The sequence below is a fragment of the Georgenia sp. EYE_87 genome (assembly GCF_023148685.1).
Lineage (GTDB): Bacteria > Actinomycetota > Actinomycetes > Actinomycetales > Actinomycetaceae > Georgenia.
In genome coordinates this window covers 368,664-385,953 of sequence record NZ_JAHXNL010000003.1, presented here as the reverse complement: position 1 = coordinate 385,953, position 17,290 = coordinate 368,664, and the positions used below count along the sequence as shown (strand labels likewise).

General features: G+C 74.1%; 10 protein-coding genes. 8 read left to right on the top strand and 2 right to left on the bottom strand.

The window, feature by feature from the left end:
* Positions 1-160 precede the first annotated feature (160 nt).
* Positions 161-3,037 carry a cation-translocating P-type ATPase gene (locus tag KZX45_RS07530; protein WP_248257198.1) on the bottom strand — a complete coding sequence of 959 codons (2,877 nt, stop codon included), beginning with the start codon at positions 3,035-3,037 and terminating at the stop codon, positions 161-163.
* 288 nt (positions 3,038-3,325) lie between these two features.
* Between KZX45_RS07530 and KZX45_RS07525 the strand changes: the two genes are divergently transcribed.
* Positions 3,326-4,639: an MFS transporter gene (locus tag KZX45_RS07525; RefSeq protein ID WP_248257095.1), complete on the top strand. Its 1,314-nt coding sequence runs from the start codon at positions 3,326-3,328 to the stop codon at positions 4,637-4,639.
* 34 nt (positions 4,640-4,673) lie between these two features.
* Here the strand turns inward: KZX45_RS07525 and KZX45_RS07520 are convergent, their stop codons facing one another.
* On the bottom strand, positions 4,674-6,134 hold the full coding sequence (locus KZX45_RS07520; protein ID WP_248257094.1) for a CCA tRNA nucleotidyltransferase: 1,461 nt from the start codon (positions 6,132-6,134) through the stop codon (positions 4,674-4,676).
* A 70-nt stretch (positions 6,135-6,204) separates the two neighbouring features.
* On the opposite strand from KZX45_RS07520, the gene KZX45_RS07515 reads away from it, so the two are divergent.
* The 7 genes from KZX45_RS07515 (at position 6,205) to KZX45_RS07485 (ending at position 17,272) form a co-directional block, all read left to right on the top strand.
* The gene (locus KZX45_RS07515) at positions 6,205-6,729 is read left to right on the top strand and encodes an NUDIX hydrolase (protein ID WP_345041749.1); all 525 of its coding nucleotides are present in this window, start codon (positions 6,205-6,207) and stop codon (positions 6,727-6,729) included.
* A complete protein-coding gene (locus tag KZX45_RS07510) occupies positions 6,726-9,020 on the top strand; it encodes a DUF6049 family protein (RefSeq protein WP_248257093.1) in 2,295 nt (764 codons plus the stop codon). The genes KZX45_RS07515 and KZX45_RS07510 overlap by 4 nt, the downstream gene beginning before the upstream one ends.
* Complete coding sequence (gene murJ / locus KZX45_RS07505) at positions 9,017-13,327, top strand: murein biosynthesis integral membrane protein MurJ (protein ID WP_248257092.1); 4,311 nt, start codon at positions 9,017-9,019, stop codon at positions 13,325-13,327. Before KZX45_RS07510 ends, murJ begins: the two co-directional genes overlap by 4 nt.
* 89 nt (positions 13,328-13,416) lie before the next feature.
* Positions 13,417-14,424, top strand: a complete 1,008-nt coding sequence (gene trxB / locus KZX45_RS07500; RefSeq protein WP_248257091.1) for a thioredoxin-disulfide reductase — start codon at positions 13,417-13,419, stop codon at positions 14,422-14,424.
* A 22-nt stretch (positions 14,425-14,446) separates the two neighbouring features.
* The gene (gene trxA, locus KZX45_RS07495) at positions 14,447-14,773 is read left to right on the top strand and encodes a thioredoxin (RefSeq protein WP_248257090.1); all 327 of its coding nucleotides are present in this window, start codon (positions 14,447-14,449) and stop codon (positions 14,771-14,773) included.
* Positions 14,774-14,940: 167 nt separating this feature from the next.
* Positions 14,941-16,302, top strand: a complete 1,362-nt coding sequence (locus tag KZX45_RS07490) for a PLP-dependent aminotransferase family protein (protein WP_248257089.1) — start codon at positions 14,941-14,943, stop codon at positions 16,300-16,302.
* Positions 16,303-16,315: 13 nt separating this feature from the next.
* Positions 16,316-17,272, top strand: a complete 957-nt coding sequence (locus KZX45_RS07485; protein ID WP_248257088.1) for a D-alanine--D-alanine ligase — start codon at positions 16,316-16,318, stop codon at positions 17,270-17,272.
* Positions 17,273-17,290: the final 18 nt, after the last annotated feature.

Below are 17,290 nucleotides of genomic sequence, written 5' to 3'. Positions count from 1 at the left end.
TACCGACCGCAGAGACCGACCACCAAGGATCGGGGAAGGTCAGTGTCGCGCAGAGACACCAGAGTTCCCCAATGACGTCGGGCGACGGTCAGGACGGCGCGACGGTCAGGACGGCACGACGGGCACGACGGCGCGACGACACGACGGCGGGCCGCCGCCCTCAGGCCACCTCGCCGCGGTGCCGCGCGCGCCAGACCAGCTTGCGCAGCTCGTCGAACCACAGCACCACCGACGCCATCGCGAACGACACCGCCCAGTGCGCCAGGTCCATGGAGGCCGTGCCGAACGCGGTCTGCAGGAAGGGCACCTCGACGATGGCGATCTGCAGCACGAACGCCAGCGCCACCGCACCCCAGAGCCACTTGTTCACGAACAGCCGGTGGAAGGCGCTGGACGTCTCCGAGCGGGAGTTGAACGCGTTGAACAGCTGGGCGATCACGAGCGTCGTGAAGCCGGCGGTCCGGGCGACCTCGAGGGAGTCGTCGCCATCCACGAGCCCGCCGGGAAGGAAGATGTCGATCGTCAGCAGCGTGGCGGCGGCCATCACCAGCCCGATGGACAGGATCCCCGTCCACATGTGCCTGTCGATGATGCGGTCGGTCAGCTTCCGCGGCCGGCGCGCCATCACGTCGTCGATCTCGGGGTCGACGCCCATCGCGAGCGCCGGCCCGGAATCGGTGACGAGGTTGATCCACAGGATCTGGGTGGCGAGCAGCGGCACCACCACCGCCTCGCCGGACGCGCCCGCCAGCCCGATGACGCCGGCGAGCACCACCCCGAAGAACACCGTGAAGACCTCGCCCATGTTGGACGAGAGCAGGTAGCGCAGGAACTTCTTGATGTTGTCGAAGATGACGCGGCCCTGACGCACGGCCGCGACGATCGTGGCGAAGTTGTCGTCGCCGAGGATCATCTTCGAGGCTTCCTTGGTCACCTCGGTGCCGGTGATGCCCATCGCGACGCCGATGTCCGCCGACTTCAGCGCGGGGGCGTCGTTGACGCCGTCGCCGGTCATGGCGACGACGTGGCCGTCGGCCTGCAGGGCGTCGACGATGCGCAGCTTGTGCTCCGGCGCCACCCGCGCGTAGACCGACGACTCGCGCGTGACCTCGCGCAGCCCCGCCGCGTCGAGCCGGTCCAGGTCCGTGCCGCTGACCGCCCTCGCGCCGGGCTCGACGATCCCCAGATCGGCGGCGATGCGCGCGGCGGTGGTGGGGTGGTCGCCGGTGATCATCATGACGCGCACGCCGGCCCGGTGGGCCTCGGCGACGGCGGCCGCGGCCTCCGCGCGCGGCGGGTCGATGATGCCGACGACGCCGACGTAGACCAGGTCCCGCTCGGCGGACTCGTCCAGGAGGGGCGCACCCGAGCCGGCACCGCCCGCGGCGCCGTCGCCGCCCGCCGCGCCGTCGCCGTCCGAGCCGGGGCCCGTGCCCGCGCCCGAGCCCGTCAGCGCGGCCATCTCCTCCGAGGGCCGGTACGCCACGCCCAGCGTGCGGAACGCCTGCTCCGAGAGCTCCTCGACGTCCGCGAGCGCGCGGGTGCGCCGCTCCTCGTCCAGCGGGACGACGTCGTCCCCCACCTGCACCCGCGTGCAGCGGTCGAGCAGGACGTCGGGTGCACCCTTGACCATCAGGACGAGGTTGCCGTCGGACGTCTTCTCCTCCAGCGCCGACATCATCTTCCGCTCGGAGGTGAACGGGACCTCGGCGCGGCGCTCGAAGCGTTCGGTCTCGGCGTGGGCCGGCGGCAGCTTGCGCGCGGCGACCAGGAAGGCGGCCTCGGTGGGGTCGCCCTGGATCTCCCACTCGCCGTCGCGCTCGGTGAGCTGGGCGTTGTTGGCGAGCGCGCCCCCGGCCAGGGCGAGCCGGACCTCGGTGGCCAGCGGGCCGTCCGCGTGCCGGCTGCCGGCGAGCGGCTGCCCGTCCACGAGGGCCTCGCCGTCGGGCCGGTAGCCGACGCCGGTGAGGTCGACCTCGCCGGACGCTGTGAGCACCCGCTCGATGGTCATCTCGTTCCTGGTCAGCGTGCCGGTCTTGTCCGAGGCGATGACGGACGCCGACCCCAGGGTCTCGACCGAGTGGAGCTTCTTGACGACGGCGTTGCGCCTCGCCATCTTCTGCACGCCGATCGCCAGGACCACGGAGAGGATGGCGGGCAGGCCCTCCGGGACGGCGGCGACGGCGAGGGAGACCCCCAGCAGCAGCACCGTGACGAGGTCGCTGACCGAGCTCACCTGGTTCACGAGCGCCGTGACCACCATGACGACCACGGCGATCGCCACCACCGTGATGCCGAGCAGCTTGCTCACCCCGGCGATCTCGCGCTGGAGCGGGCTGGGGTCCTCCTCGGTGGCGTCGAGCATCTCGGCGATGGAGCCCATCTCGGTGTCCATGCCGGTGCTGGTGATCACGGCGCGGCCCACGCCCTGGGCGACGGCGGTCCCCTTGAACACCATGTTCCTCCGGTCGCCGAGGGGTGCCGGCCCGGGCAGCGGTGCGGGGTCCTTCGTCACGGCCTCGCTCTCGCCGGTCAGGGACGCCTCGGCGATCCGCAGCTGCGTGGCGCTGAGCAGCCGGGCGTCGGCACCGACGGCGTCGCCCTCGGAGAGGACCAGCACGTCGCCACGGACCAGCTGGCTCGAGGGCACGCTGCGCAGCTCGCCGTGCCGCAGCACGGTGGAGCTCGCGGCGGTCATGGACTGCAGCGCGGCGACGGCGTCCTCCGCCTTGTTCTCCTGGACGAACCCGAGCACCGCGTTGAGGAGGACGACGGCGGTGATGACGATCGCGTCGACCGGCGCCCCGGTGGCCCCCTCCGCGATCCACGCCCCGAGCGAGATGACGATCGCGACGAGGAGCAGGTAGATCAGCGGGTCCTGGAACTGCGAGACGATCTTGCGCCACAGCGGCACCGGCGGCTTGGAGCGCAGCTCGTTGGGGCCGTCCGCCGCGAGGCGGCGGGCGGCCTCGTCCGAGGTCAGGCCGGTGGCCGGGTCGGTGCCGACGGCGGCCGCGACCTCGTCCGCCCCCAGCAGGGACGGGTCCGGCTCTCCCCGGGACGCAGCCGGCTTCCCCGGGGACGGGTCCGCGGCTCCGCCGTCCTGCCCGACGGCGACCGTCGCGCCCGGTGTGGAACGTTCATCAGCAAAGTTTGATCTATCCACCTATCTATCGTCTCGCATCGGACCCCCACTTGCCAGAGGCCAAGGGGCCGGGTGCCGTGGTGAGATGCGGCACCCGCGGCGGCGGTCTTTTCGCCCGCGCGCCGGCGGCGGCTAGCCTTCGACGGTGCCGACACCTGCCGCCCGACCGTCCGGCGACCGATGAGCGTCCTGTCCGACCTGCGCACCGTCGCGGTCAACGACGGCTTCCGCAGACTCTTCGCAGTCCGCCTGGTCTCCCAGTGCGGCGACGGCGCGTTCCAGATCGGCCTGGCGACGCTGTTCTTCTTCAACCCGACGAACATGGCGACGGCCGGCTCGGTGGCGGCCGCCTTCGCCGTGCTGCTGCTGCCGTTCACCGTGGTCGGCCCCTTCGCCGGCCCGCTGCTGGACCGCTGGCGCCGCCGCCAGGTCCTCCTCCACGGCAACGCGATCCGGGTGGTCCTCGCGCTCGTCCTGGCCGTCCTCATGGCGACGGTCGGGGTGGGGCTGCCCGTCTACGTCCTCGCCCTGGTCACCCTGGGCATCAACCGGTTCCTGCTCGCCGCGCTGTCGGCGGGCCTGCCGCGCGTGGTCCCGCGCGAGCACCTGCTGATGGCCAACGCCATCACCCCGACCCTCGGGGCGGTCTCCGCCGTCGTCGGGGCCGGCATCGGGCTGCTCCTCGGACTGGCCGCACCCGCAGGGCCGGTCAAGAACGGCATCGCCCTCGCCATCGCGGCCCTGCTGTTCGCGGCCGCCTCGGCGCTCGCGCTGCGGCTGGGCCGCGACCAGCTCGGCCCCGTCGACCCGGCCCCGGCCGACCAGCTCTGGGACGACGTCCGCGCCACCGTGAGGGAGATGGCCGACGGCGCCCGCTACCTGGTCGCGCGCCGGACCCCGGGCATGGCGCTCGGCGTCATGGCGGCGCACCGGTTCCTCTACGGCCTGAACTTCATCGCCCTGCTCCTCATCTCCCGCAACCTGCTCTCGGACCCGGCCGACGCCGAGGCCGGCCTGAAGATGTTCGGCACCCTCTCGGGGATCTCGTTCGCGGGCAACGGCCTGGGGATCCTGCTGACCCCGATCGCACACGAGCGGGTGCGGCCCTCGGCCTGGATCGTCGTGTGCCTCGGCATCGCCGGGGTGAGCCAGGCGCTCCTGGCGACGACGCCAGGCTTCTGGGTGATTGCCGCCGCGGCCGTGCTCATGGGGCTGGGGGTCCAGGGGGCCAAGATCGCCGTCGACACGATCGTCCAGCGCGACACCGACGACACCTACCGCGGCCGCGCCTTCTCCCTGTACGACACCCTCTACAACGCCGCGTTCGTCGGCGCCGCGGCGCTGGCGGCGGTGGCGCTGCCGGACACGGGGTGGTCGCGCGGGGTGTTCCTGGCCCTCACGGCCGTCTACGTGCTGGTGGCCCTGGCGTACGGGGTGGGCGTGCGGCGCGTGGACGACACGCCCCTGCCGGTGCTGACCTCCGAGCGCAGCTGACCCGTCCGGCGTCGGCAGGAGGCCCCCGCGGGCCTCACCTCCGCGCGGCCCACCAGGCGAGCAGCGCCTCGCGCGCCGCGTCCTCGCCGATCGGCCCGCGCTCCATGCGCAGGTCGAGGAGGAACTTGTACGCCTGCCCGACCACCGGCCCGGCGGGGACGTCGAGGGCCTCCATGATCTGCTTGCCGTCGAGGTCGGGCCGGATGGCCTTGAGCTCCTCCTGCTCGCGCAGCTGCGCGATGCGCTCCTCGAGGTCGTCGTAGGCCGCGGAGAGCCGCATGGCCTTGCGCTGGTTCCGGGTGGTGCTGTCCGCCCGGGTGAGCCGGTGCAGCCGCTCGAGCAGCGGGCCGGCGTCCGTGACGTAGCGGCGCACCGCGGAGTCGGTCCACGCGCCGTCGCCGTAGCCGTGGAAGCGCAGGTGCAGCTCCACCAGGCGGCTGACGTCCTTGACCGTCTGCTTGTCGAACCGCAGCGCCTTGAGCCGCCTCGCGGTGAGCTTCGCGCCGACGAGCTCGTGGTGGTGGAAGCTCACCCCGCCGCCCGGCTCGAACCGGCGCGTGGCCGGCTTCCCGACGTCGTGCATCACCGCCGCCAGCCGCAGGACGAGGTCCGGCCCGGGGACCGGCCCGTCGGGCCCCGTCTCCAGGGCGATGGCCTGGTCGAGCACGGTGAGGGTGTGCTCGTAGACGTCCTTGTGCCGCTTGTGCTCGTCGACGGTCTGCTGGAGCTCGGCGAGCTCGGGCAGGACCACGTCGGCGACCCCGGTGTAGACCATGATCTCCAGCCCGCGGCGGGGGTACCGCGAGACCATCAGCCGCTCCAGCTCGGCGCGCACCCGCTCCGCGGAGACGATCGTGAGCCGGTCCGCCATGGCGGACATCGCGGACATGACGTCGGGGTCGACGTCGAAACCGAGCTGGGCGGTGAAGCGCGCGGCCCGCATGATGCGCAGCGGGTCGTCGTCGAAGGACTGGGTGGCGCTCACGGGGGTGCGCAGGACGTGCCGGGCGAGGTCGCCGAGGCCGTCGTGCGGGTCGACGAAGGTCAGCTCCGGGAGCCGGACGGCCATGGCGTTGACGGTGAAGTCGCGGCGGGAGAGGTCGCCCTCGAGGGTGTCGCCGTACTCGACGACGGGCTTGCGAGAGCCGACCTCGTAGGCCTCCGTGCGGTACGTCGTCACCTCGACGACGTCGTCGCCACGGCGGGCGCCGATCGTGCCGTACTCCTTGCCGATGTCCCAGGAGGCGTCGCCCCAGGCGGCCAGCAGGCGCTCGGTCTCCTCGGGGCGGGCGGAGGTGGCGAAGTCGAGGTCGTGGGAGACCTCCTCGAGGAACGCGTCACGCACGGGGCCCCCGACGAGCGCCAGCTCGTGCCCGGCGGCGGCGAACCGCTGTCCCAGCTCGAAGATCGAGGCGGGGAGGCCGGCCAGCGCGGACAGCGCCCGGCGCTGCAGCTCGAGACGACGGTCGGGGCGGGAGGTGGTCGGGCTGGGCACCGACCAAGGGTGCCACGCCGAGCCGGTGGCGCCCACAACGCCCCCGCGCCCAGATCATTACAGTGTCCACATGCCTGCCGCCTTCCCCGTGCCGCGCCCTCAGGTGCCGCGGCCGCCCCGGAGCCGGCTGGTGAACGCACGCACCTCTGCGCTCCCGGTGGTGGACGAGACCTCGGCCGGCGGCCTGGTTGTGGACGTGGTGGAGGGGCGTGCGTTCACCGCCGTCATCGCCCGCCGCAACCGCGCCGGGCGCCTGGAGTGGTGCCTGCCGAAGGGGCACCTCGAGGGCGAGGAGACCCCCGAGGAGGCCGCCGTGCGGGAGATCGCGGAGGAGACGGGGATCACCGGCCAGATCCTGCGGCACCTCGCCACCATCGACTACTGGTTCGCCGGCACCGACCGGCGGGTGCACAAGGTCGTCCACCACTTCCTGCTCGAGGCGACGGGCGGGGAGCTGACCATCGAGAACGACCCCGACCATGAGGCCGAGGACGTCGCCTGGGTCGAGCTGACCGAGGTGGCCACCCGGCTCGCCTACCCCAACGAGCGGCGCGTCGTGTCCACGGCGCGGGACGTGCTGGCCGGGCGCGCATGACACTGCGTCGGGCCGGGCGACGCCCGGTCGCGGCCCTGGCCGCCGCGCTCGGCGCTGCGCTGCTGGCCGTGCCGGCGGCGGCGGCACCACCCCAGGCCGCCGGTGCCGCGGCCGGTGCCGTGGCCGGGGCGGCCGCCGCCACGCCCGCGGTTGCCGGCGCCGTTCCCGCCACGACGGCGGAGCCGGAGCCCGAGCTGGAGGTCGAGATCACGGACCTCGGCCCGCCGGTGCTCCGCCCCGGCCAGACGCTCACCGTGCGCGGCACGGTGGAGAACGCGTCGGCGGAGGACGCCGCCGACCCGGTGCTGCGCCTGCGCCTGCAGCGCTACACCCCCGTCTCCCGCACGGCGCTGCAGCGCTGGATGGAGCCCGGCAGCTTCTCGACGACGGCCGTGCTCGCCCGCGAGGAGCTCGACGAGCTACCGGCCGGGGCGAGCGCGACCTTCTCGGTCGAGATCGCGCCGGAGGAGCTGGGCCTGTCCGAGTCGTCCGCCGCCTGGGGGCCGCACGGGGTGGAGGTCGCCGTCGACGACACCTCGGGCGCCGACCTGGCCGGCGCCGACCGCAGCGTCATGCTGTGGTACCCCGACGTCGAGGTCCAGCCCACTCCGGTCAGCGTGCTCGTCCCGCTGACCCCGACCGCGGCCGAGCGCACCGACGCCTCGCTGGCGGGCACCGCGGTGGGCGACGCCGCGGCGCCCCGGCTCCTGGAGCTCCTGCGCGCCGTCGACCGCCCCGGCGTGACCGCTGCGGTGGACGGTTCGCTGCTCGCCGTGCCGGCCGGCGAGGCGGGGACCGCCCTCGGGTCCGGGGCGGCCGCCGGCGGCGCCTTCGCCGAGGGACCCGACGACGCGGCGGACGCCGACCCGGGCACCGACCCGACGACGGAGGCCCCGTCGCCCGCACCGCCGTCGGAGGACCGGGCCGGTGCGACCGGCTGGTCCGCCCTCCTCGACGCCGTCGCGGCGATGGGGGCGGGCGAGGGCCGTGAGGTGGCGGTGCTGCCGTGGGCCGACGCCGACGTCGCCGCGCTCGCGCACACCGGCGCGCACGCCCAGCTGGAGGAGAGCACCGCCCGGGCCGCCGAGGCCGCCCGGGCGGCCGGGCTCCGCAACGCCCCGACCCTCACCTGGCCCGCCACGGTCTACCCCGACCTGGACACCGTGGCCGCCGGGGACGCCGCCGGAACCGACGCCGCCGTCCTGCCCGTGACCGCCGCGACGCCACTGGACGAGCTGACCTACACCCCGGAGGGCCGCGCCGACCTCGTCATCGCCGACGGCCCCGAGGAGAGTCACACCGTGCCCGCCGTGCTGGTGGACGACCGCGCCTCGGCGGTGCTGGAGGGGAGCCTGCTGCCCCGCGCCGGCGCCGTGGACGACACCGCGGTGGACCTCGACCCCCTCGACGCCCGCCAGCTGCTCCTCGCGGACACGGCGGTCATCTCCCGCGAACGCCCGTCCGACCCCCGCGCCGTCGTCCTCGCCCTGCCCCGCGACCACGCCGGCGACGTCGACGCCCTCGCCGACAACCTCGAGACGCTGCTCGGGGCGCCGTGGGTGGAGCCGACGGCGCTGTCCGAGGTCGTCGCGCGCGAGGCCCCCGAGCTCGAGCGCGGCACGCTGCCCGAGACCGAGGTCGACCCCGACGAGATCCGGTCGGGGCAGCTGGCGGCCATGGACGCCACGGTGGAGCGAGCCCGCTCGTTCGCGTCCGTCACCGCCTCTCCCGAGCAGGTGGTCCAGCCCGTCGTCAACGCGCTCGAGCCCGCGCTGTCGTCCGCGTGGCGCGAGGACCCCGCGGGGCGGGCCGCGCTGCTGGACCGCGTGGCCGCGGACGTGACGGCGCTCGACGCGCAGGTCAGGGCCCTGGAGTCCTCGACCCTGAACGTCATCAACTCCTCGGCGGAGCTGCCGGTGCACGTGCGCAACGACCTGACCACGGACGTGACGGTCCAGGTGGCGCTGGAGCCGAGCGACCAGCGCCTCGAGGTGCCCGGGCCGGTGACGCTCACGGTGCCGGCCACCTCGCAGGCCACGGCCACGGTGCCGGTGCGGGCGCTGGGCAGCGGCGACGTCAACGTCGCGGTCGAGCTGCTCACCGCGGAGGGCCGCCCGGTCGGCACCCCGGCGGACCTGCGGGTGCGGGCGCGACCCGACTGGGAGAACGTGGGCACCGCCGTGGTCGCCGGGGTGCTCGCCGTGATGCTCGTCATCGGGCTGGTGCGCACGGTGCGCCGCGGCCGCCGGATGGACCCGGACACCCCGCTGCCGGAGGAGGAGACCGCATGAGCGCCGCCCGTCGCGGGGTCGCCGGATCCTCGGCCGTGATGTTCGCCGGCACGCTCGTCTCGCGGGTGCTCGGGATGGTCAAGTCCCCGCTCCTGCTCGGCGCGGTGATCGGCATCAACACCGGCGCCGGCAACGCGTTCTCGGTGGCGAACAAGCTGCCGAACCTCATCTACATGCTCATCGCCGGTGGCGTGCTCAACGCGGTCCTCGTGCCCCAGATCGTGCGCGCGGTGCGCGGCCACGCCGACGGCGGCCAGGCGTACGTCAACCGGCTCCTCACGCTGGCGATGGTGGGTCTCGGCGGGATCACGCTGCTGCTCACCCTCGCGGCGCCGCTGCTCGTGTCGCTGTACGCCGTGAACCTGCCCTCCCAGTGGTACGACGTCGCCGTCACGTTCGGGTACTGGTGCATCCCGCAGCTGTTCTTCTACGGGATGTACACGCTGCTGGGGCAGGTGCTCAACGCCCGCTCGGTCTTCGGCCCGTACATGTGGGCGCCCGCGGCCAACAACGTCGTCGCGATCGGCGGGCTGCTGGCCTACCTGGCGATCTACGGCGGCACCACCGCCGCCGACGCCGACAACGCGGGGCTGTGGGGCACCGAGCGGGTGGCGCTGCTGGCGGGGACGGCCACGCTCGGCATCGTCGTCCAGGCCCTCGTGCTCCTCGTGCCGCTGTACCGCTCCGGGTTCCGCTACCGCCCCCAGTGGGGGCTGCGCGGGTCCGGCCTGGGGACCGCCAGCCGCATGGCGATGTGGGTCTTCGCCGCGCTCGCCGCGAACCAGGCCGCGTACGTCGTCGTCTCCAACGCCGCCGCGTACGCGTTCCGGGCCGGCGGCGGCGCCCGGGACGTCGCCGGCAACGGCGCGTACGACACCGCGTTCCTCATCTACACGCTGCCCACCTCCCTGGTGACGGTCTCGCTCGTGACCGCGCTGTTCACCCGGATGTCCGCCAACGCCGCGGCGGAGGACCTGTCGCGGGTGCGCGCCGACCTCTCCGTCGGGCTGCGGACCGTCTCCGTGTTCACCGTCTTCGCCACCGGTGCGGTCATGGTCCTCGCGCTCCCGGTGGTGCGGGTCATCGCGGCGACCGTGACGTACGCGGAGGTCCAGTCCATCGCGCGCGTGGTCGTGGCGATGGTGGCGGGCCTGGCCGCCGTCGGCGTGTTCACCATGTGCCAACGCGTCTACTACGCCTTCGAGGACGCGCGCGGGCTCTTCCGCCTGCAGGTGCCGATGATCCTCGTCCTCGCCGTCGGCGCCGCGGCGTCGATGCTGCTGCCGCCCCCGTGGATCGTGGTCGGCATCGGTGTGGCGATGACCCTGTCCAACTGGACCGGCGCGACCATCACCTACCTGGGTCTGCGCCGCCACCTGCGCACCCTCGACGGCTCGCGCGTCCTGCGCACGCACGTGCGTCTGGTCCTCGCCGCGGTCCCGGTCTCGCTGATCGGCTGGGGCCTGCTGCACCTCACCGGCACGGACTCGGACCTCAGCGTGCTGGGCGCGCTCTGGCGGATCGTCGTCGTCGGTCTCGTCATGGGCGTGCTGTACGTCGTGGCGCTGCGCCGCCTCGGGGTCGACGAGCTCGACGCCCTCGCCCGCCCGGTCGGCAAGGTCCTGGCCGCCGTCGGGCGCCGTGTGCCGGGCCGCGTGGGACGGGTGCTGGCGCGCACCGGGGCGGCCCTGGCGCCGCGGGCGGCGGGGAGCCGCGGACCGGGTGACGGTCCCGGCGACGGCGGACCCGACGGTCCCGGCGACGGCGGACCCGACGGTCCCGGGAGCGGACCGGACGACGACGGGCCCGACGGCCCCGGGAGCGGACCCAGGGGCGGACCCGGGAACGACGGACCGGACGACGACGGACCCGCGGGCCCGGGGAGCGGTCCCGGGAGCCGGAACGGCGCCGCCGACGGCGCACCGCCGCCCAGCGCTGCGCCGGGCACGCCGGTGCGTACACTCGGCCCCAACGCCCGATCCGGGGCAGGGGGTCACGCGGACAAGGGGAGCACGGCACTGGAAGCGCGCACGGACGAAGCCGGCCGGGGGACCCGCCACGTCCTCGACGAGCGCTACGAGCTCGGGGCCTCCCTCGCCACGACGGTGGGCGGGGTGGACCGTCGGCGGGCGCACGACACGATCCTCGACCGCCGCGTCGAGGCTCTCGTCCTGCCGCCGGCCGGCTCCGGCGTCGCCGAGGTGCTGGACGCCGCTCGCCGCGCCGCGCTGGTGGACGACCACCGCCTCGTGCAGGTGCTCGACGTCGGCACGGACGGCACGGCGTCCTACGTGGTCACGGACCCGGTCTCGGGCCCGGACCTCGCCGAGCTGACGGCGGACGGCCCGCTGCCTCCCGAGCAGGCCCGCGCCATCGTCGGCGAGGCGACCAGCGCCCTGGAGTCGGCCCGCCGCCACGGCGTCCGTCACCTGGCGCTGCGGCCCGGCTCGGTGCACGTCACCCCCGACGGCGAGGTCCTCGTGACCGGTCTGGGCACCGACGCCGTGCTGCTCGGCACCGCGGACCCCGACGGGTCGCCCCTCACCGCGACCCGCCGCGACGCCACGGACCTCGTGCGCCTCCTGTACCTGGCGCTCACCGGCGTGTGGCCGGCCACCGACGAGGCGCCCGCCGCCCCGCGCAGCCTCAACCCCGACGTGCCCGGCGACCTCGACGACCTCTGCACCCGCGCGCTGGTCGACGGGGACGGACCGCGCAGCACCGGCGAGCTCATCCGGCTTCTCGCCCCGTGGACGGACGTCGACGCCGCGGCCGTCCTCGGCGCGCCGCCGGCACCTCCGAGCGCACCTCTCTCGCCCGAGTCAGACGTTCCTGCCGCGCCTCCCGCGGCCCCGTCGGAGCGCTCCGCCGGCTCTCCGACCGTCGGTACCGCTGCCGTCACCCCCGCCGTGCCCGCTCCGGCGACGGGCGCGGCCGGCGCCCAGCGGCTCGTCCCCACCTGGGCGCGCCTCCACGCCGAGCCGGCCGTCACCGACCCAGCCGCCGCCGCGGCGCCCGCCCCGATGCCGGACCCGCTCGACACCGACGCCGCGCCGCCCGCCCCCGACGCCACAGACCCCGCGATCGCCGTCGGGCCCCCGCCACCGCCCGACACCGCCCCCGGACCGGCCCCCGCCTCGCCGCCCGCACCGAGCCTCACCCCGGCATCGCCCCCGACCGCCGAGCGTTCCCCGCTCGAGCCACGGCTCGCCCGCCAGGAGGCCGCCCCCGACCGGCCGGCGACGCCCCCGGCCCCGCGCACGCTGTCCTGGACCCCGCAGCGCCCCGCACGATCGGCGCAGCCGCCCGGGTTCCCGCAGATCCTGGACGCGGCGGAGGCGGGCCCGACCGCGCCGTCGAGCCGGCACACCAGGACCCCGGGCACGAGGGCCGCGCTGGCCGCCGTCGCCGGGTCGACCGCCGAGGCCGTCCGTTCCGGAGCCCGCAGAGCGGCCCAGGGCACGAAGACCGGTGCCCGCAAGGCGGCCGAGGGCACCCGCACGGCCGCCGCCGCGACCCGGGAGACCGTCGGCTCCGCCGTCGTCGCCGGCAGGGAGAAGGTGGCCGAGACCGCGGCCGCGCGACGGGACCGCGCCGTCGACCGGGCACCCGGCCCACGGCCCGACGAGCGGGACGCCCTCTCCGCCGTCGACGGCCCCGAGATCCCCTTCGCGGAGCGGCGCATCAACCCCACGCCGGTCGTGCTGGTGGCCGTCGCCGCGCTGGTGCTCGTCCTGTTCCTCATCTCCACCCGCACGCTGCTCGCGCCGCCGGAGCCGGTCTCCCTGCCCCGCAACAACCCCGCCCCGACGGCGACCGCCGAACCCACGCCGACGGCGGAGCCGACCCCCGAGGAGACGGCGCCGGCGGAGGAGCCCGCAGGTCCGCCCGTCATCGCCTCGCTCGCCCCGCTGGACCCCGAGGGGGACGGCGGCGAGAACCCGGACCTCACGCCTCGGGCGATGGACGGCGACCCCGCCACGATCTGGCGCTCCCGCTCCTACGTGAATCCCGAGTACGGCATGAAGACCGGCATCGGGCTCGCGGTCACGCTGCAGCAGCCCGCCACCGTCAGCAGCGTCGGGCTCGACCTGCGCGGGACCGGCGGCCTGGTCCAGGTCCGCGCGACGTCACCGGAGGCGCCCACCGAGGGCGAGATCCTCGCCGAGGGAGAGATGGGCCCGGACACGGTGCTGACCTTCGAGCCGGTGGAGACGGGCAGCATCGTGCTGTGGTTCCCGCGCCTGCCGGTCGCCGAGTCGGACGGCAAGAACCGCATCGAGCTGGCCGAGGTACGCGTCGGCTGACGGTGTGACGGATGTCGGTGGTCGCCGGGAACATTGCCCATCTACCATCGGTTGAAGGGCGTAGGAGTCCCAATCACGTGAGGAAGAGCATGCCTGCACAGGAGAACGCGTCCGAGGTTCGTGACGTCATCATCGTGGGGTCCGGCCCGGCCGGGTACACCGCGGCGATCTACGCGGCGCGGGCGAACCTGCGCCCGATCGTCTTCGCCGGCTCGGTCACCGCCGGCGGGGCGCTGATGAACACCACCGAGGTGGAGAACTTCCCCGGCTTCCCCGAGGGCATCCTCGGCCCGGAGCTGATGGAGAACATGCAGAAGCAGGCCGAGCGCTTCGGCGCCGAGATCCGCTACGAGGACGTCGTGGCCGTCGACCTGGCCGGGGACGTCAAGACCGTCACCACCGACGAGGACGAGACTTATCCCGCCCGCGCCGTCATCCTGGCCAACGGCTCGGCCTACCGCGAGCTCGGCCTGCCCGAGGAGAAGACCTTCTCCGGGCGCGGGGTCTCCTGGTGCGCCACCTGCGACGGCTTCTTCTTCCGCAACCAGCACGTCCTGGTCGTCGGCGGCGGGGACTCCGCGATGGAGGAGGCCACCTTCCTGACCCGGTTCGTGGACAAGGTCACCGTCGTCCACCGCCGCGACGAGCTGCGCGCCAGCAAGATCATGGCCGAGCGCGCCCTGGCCAACGAGAAGATCGAGTTCGCCTGGAACAGCGAGGTCGTCGCCATCCACGGCGAGGCGAAGGTCACCGGCGCGACCCTGCGCGACACCGTCACCGGCCAGGAGCGCGAGATCGACGCCACCGGCATCTTCGTGGCCATCGGGCACGACCCCCGCACCCAGATCCTCCAGGGCCAGGTCGACCTCGACGACGAGGGGTACATCACCGTCGCCGCGCCGACCACCGCCACCAGCGTGCCCGGGGTCTTCGCCTGCGGCGACGCCGTGGACCACACCTACCGCCAGGCCATCACCGCCGCCGGCACCGGCTGCTCCGCCGCCCTGGACGCCGAGCGCTTCCTCGCCGCCCTCGACGAGGCCGGCGAGCCCGGCACGGACACCTCCCAGACCCCCCAGGGCGCCGTCCTCGTCTGAGGGACGCCAGCGAAAGGAATCCATGAGCACCGTCAGCAACGTCACCGACGCGACCTTCGACGCGGAGGTCCTCAACTCCGACGTCCCCGTCCTCGTCGACTTCTGGGCGACCTGGTGCGCGCCGTGCCGCCAGATGGCACCGATCATCGACGAGATCGCGGCCGCCCACGGCGACAAGATGAAGTTCGTCAAGCTCGACACCGACGCCAACCCGGCCGTCGCCCAGCGCTACGGCATCGTGTCGATCCCGACGTTCAACGTCTACCAGAACGGTGAGCTCGTGAAGTCCATCGTCGGCGGCAAGCCGAAGAAGGCGTTCACCGAGCAGCTCTCGGAGTTCCTCTCCTAGGAGCGGCACACCCCTGCGCCCCCGTCTCCCGGTCTCGGGAGGCGGGGGCGCTCTCGCGACGCGCCCACCAGACGTCCCTCGTGACGGCCACCCCCGCCGCGGTGGCAGACTGCACGGGACGGGTGGCGCACCGGGCCGCCGTCGTACACGACCTCAGGGAGCCAGGGATGAACGCACAGGGTGCGCAGGCAGGGCAGGGCGAGCACAGCGGGCAGGACGCCGCCGCTGCCGCCGCCCCCGCCGGCACCCGGCTCGACCCCTGGTTCACCAGCTACGCCGACCGGGCCCACGGCATGCGCGCCTCCGAGGTGCGGTCGCTGTTCGCCGTCGCCAACCGGCCCGAGGTGGTCTCCCTCGCCGGTGGTATGCCGAACATCGACGGCCTGCCGCTCGACTTCCTCGCCGAGATGACCGCCAAGCTGCTCCGTGAGCGAGGGCCGCGCGCGTTGCAGTACGGCGGCGGCCAGGGCGAGGAGGAGCTGCGCGAGCAGATCGTGGAGGTCATGCGTTACGACCACATCCACGCCCACCCCGACGACATCGTCGTCACCACCGGGTCGCAGCAGGCGCTGGACCTGGTCACCGAGATCTTCATCAACCCCGGCGACGTCGTCGTGGCCGAGGCGCCCAGCTACGTCGGTGCCCTCGGTGTCTTCCGCGCCTACCAGGCCGACGTGGTCCACGTCCCGATGGACGACGACGGTCTCGTGCCCGCCGAGCTCGACCGTACGCTCACCGAGCTCAAGCGGGCCGGACGGACCGTCAAGTTCCTCTACACGGTGCCGAACTTCCACAACCCCGCGGGCGTCACCCTCACCCTCGAGCGGCGGCCGGAGATCGTGGAGATCTGCCGCCGCCACCACGTGCTCATCCTCGAGGACAACCCCTACGGCCTCCTCGGGTTCGACGCGGACCCGCTGCCGGCGCTGAAGAGCTTCGACGCCGACGGCGTGGTGTACCTCGGGTCCTTCTCGAAGACCTTCGCCCCCGGCTACCGGGTCGGCTGGGCCCTGGCTCCCCATGCGGTGCGCGAGAAGCTCGTGCTGGCCAGCGAGTCGGCGATCCTGTCGCCCACGATGATGGGACAGCTCTCCATCGCGACCTACCTGTCCACCTACGACTGGTACGGGCAGGTGAAGCAGTACCGCTCCATGTACCGCGAGCGGCGCGACGCCATGCTCGGCGCGCTCGCCGAGTTCCTCCCCGAGGCCTCCTGGACCGTGCCCGAGGGCGGCTTCTACACCTGGGTCACCCTGCCTGCGGGGCTCGACGCCCAGGCGATGCTGCCGCGCGCCGTGACCAACCTCGTCGCCTACGTCTCCGGCACCGCGTTCTACGCGGACGGGCAGGGCCGGGACCACGTGCGGCTCTCGTTCTGCTACCCGACGCCGGAGCGCATCCGGGAGGGGGTGCGTCGCCTCGCGACCGTGGTCCACGCGGAGAGCGAGCTGGTGTCGATGTTCGGCACGGCGACCCACCACGACCGGATCGGGGACTCCGTCGAGTTCCCGTCGCCCGACCAGGTCTGAGGAAGAGGTATCGATGTCCGACCAGCCCCGCACCGAGCTCACCGTCGCGATTCTCGCCGGTGGCCTATCCCACGAGCGCGACGTCTCCCTGCGCTCGGGCCGCCGGGTCGCCGGGGTGCTGCGCGACCAGGGCGTCACGGTGCGCGTGCTCGACGTGGACGCCTCCCTCGTGGCGCAGTTGCAGGAGATGGCGCCCGACGTGGTCTGGCCGCTGGTGCACGGCTCGAGCGGGGAGGACGGGTCCCTGCAGGACCTGCTCACGCTGCTGGGCCTGCCCTTCGTCGGCAGCGAGCCCTCCGCCTGCCGCCTGGCCTCCCACAAGCCGGTCGCCAAGGCGCTGCTGCGCCAGGCCGGCCTGCCGACGCCGGACCACGCCGCCCTGCCTCAGTCGCTCTTCCGGGAGGTCGGGGCGCGCACGCTCCTCGGCGCCGTGGAGCGCAAGATCGGGCTGCCCCTCGCGGTCAAGCCGGCCAGCGGCGGGTCCGCGCTGGGCGTCACGGTCGTCGAGCGGTCCGAGGACCTGCCCGAGGCCATGGTCGCCTGCTTCGCCTACGGTGACGAGGCCCTGCTCGAGCACGCCGTACGCGGGACCGAGGTGGCCGTCTCGGTCGTCGACCTGGGCGACGGACCGCGCGCCCTTCCGGCCGTCGAGATCGTCACCGAGGGTCCGTACGACTACGACGCCCGCTACAACCCCGGCCGCAGCGAGTACTTCGTGCCCGCCCGGCTGGACGAGGCCGGCACCCGCACAGTGGGCGAGCTCGCCGTCGCCGTGCATCGCACGCTCGGCCTGCGGCACCTCTCGCGGACCGACATGATCCTGGACGCGGACGGCGTGGCCTGGTTCCTCGACGTCAACGTGTCACCCGGCATGACCGAGACGTCCCTCTTCCCGCAGGCCGTCCAGGCGGACCACGCCAGTCTCGGCGATCTGTACCTCGACCTCGTGCGGGTCGCGCAGCAGGGCTGAGCCACCTTCCGGGCGCCA

Bases quoted from the DNA above. Each gene is read 5' to 3' on its own strand.
- KZX45_RS07525 (WP_248257095.1), top strand. From the start codon at position 3,326: ATGAGCGTCCTGTCCGACCTGCGCACCGTCGCGGTCAACGACGGCTTC.
- KZX45_RS07515 (WP_345041749.1), top strand. From the start codon at position 6,205: ATGCCTGCCGCCTTCCCCGTGCCGCGCCCTCAGGTGCCGCGGCCGCCC.
- KZX45_RS07510 (WP_248257093.1), top strand. From the start codon at position 6,726: ATGACACTGCGTCGGGCCGGGCGACGCCCGGTCGCGGCCCTGGCCGCC.
- murJ (WP_248257092.1), top strand. From the start codon at position 9,017: ATGAGCGCCGCCCGTCGCGGGGTCGCCGGATCCTCGGCCGTGATGTTC.
- trxB (WP_248257091.1), top strand. From the start codon at position 13,417: ATGCCTGCACAGGAGAACGCGTCCGAGGTTCGTGACGTCATCATCGTG.
- trxA (WP_248257090.1), top strand. From the start codon at position 14,447: ATGAGCACCGTCAGCAACGTCACCGACGCGACCTTCGACGCGGAGGTC.
- KZX45_RS07490 (WP_248257089.1), top strand. From the start codon at position 14,941: ATGAACGCACAGGGTGCGCAGGCAGGGCAGGGCGAGCACAGCGGGCAG.
- KZX45_RS07485 (WP_248257088.1), top strand. From the start codon at position 16,316: ATGTCCGACCAGCCCCGCACCGAGCTCACCGTCGCGATTCTCGCCGGT.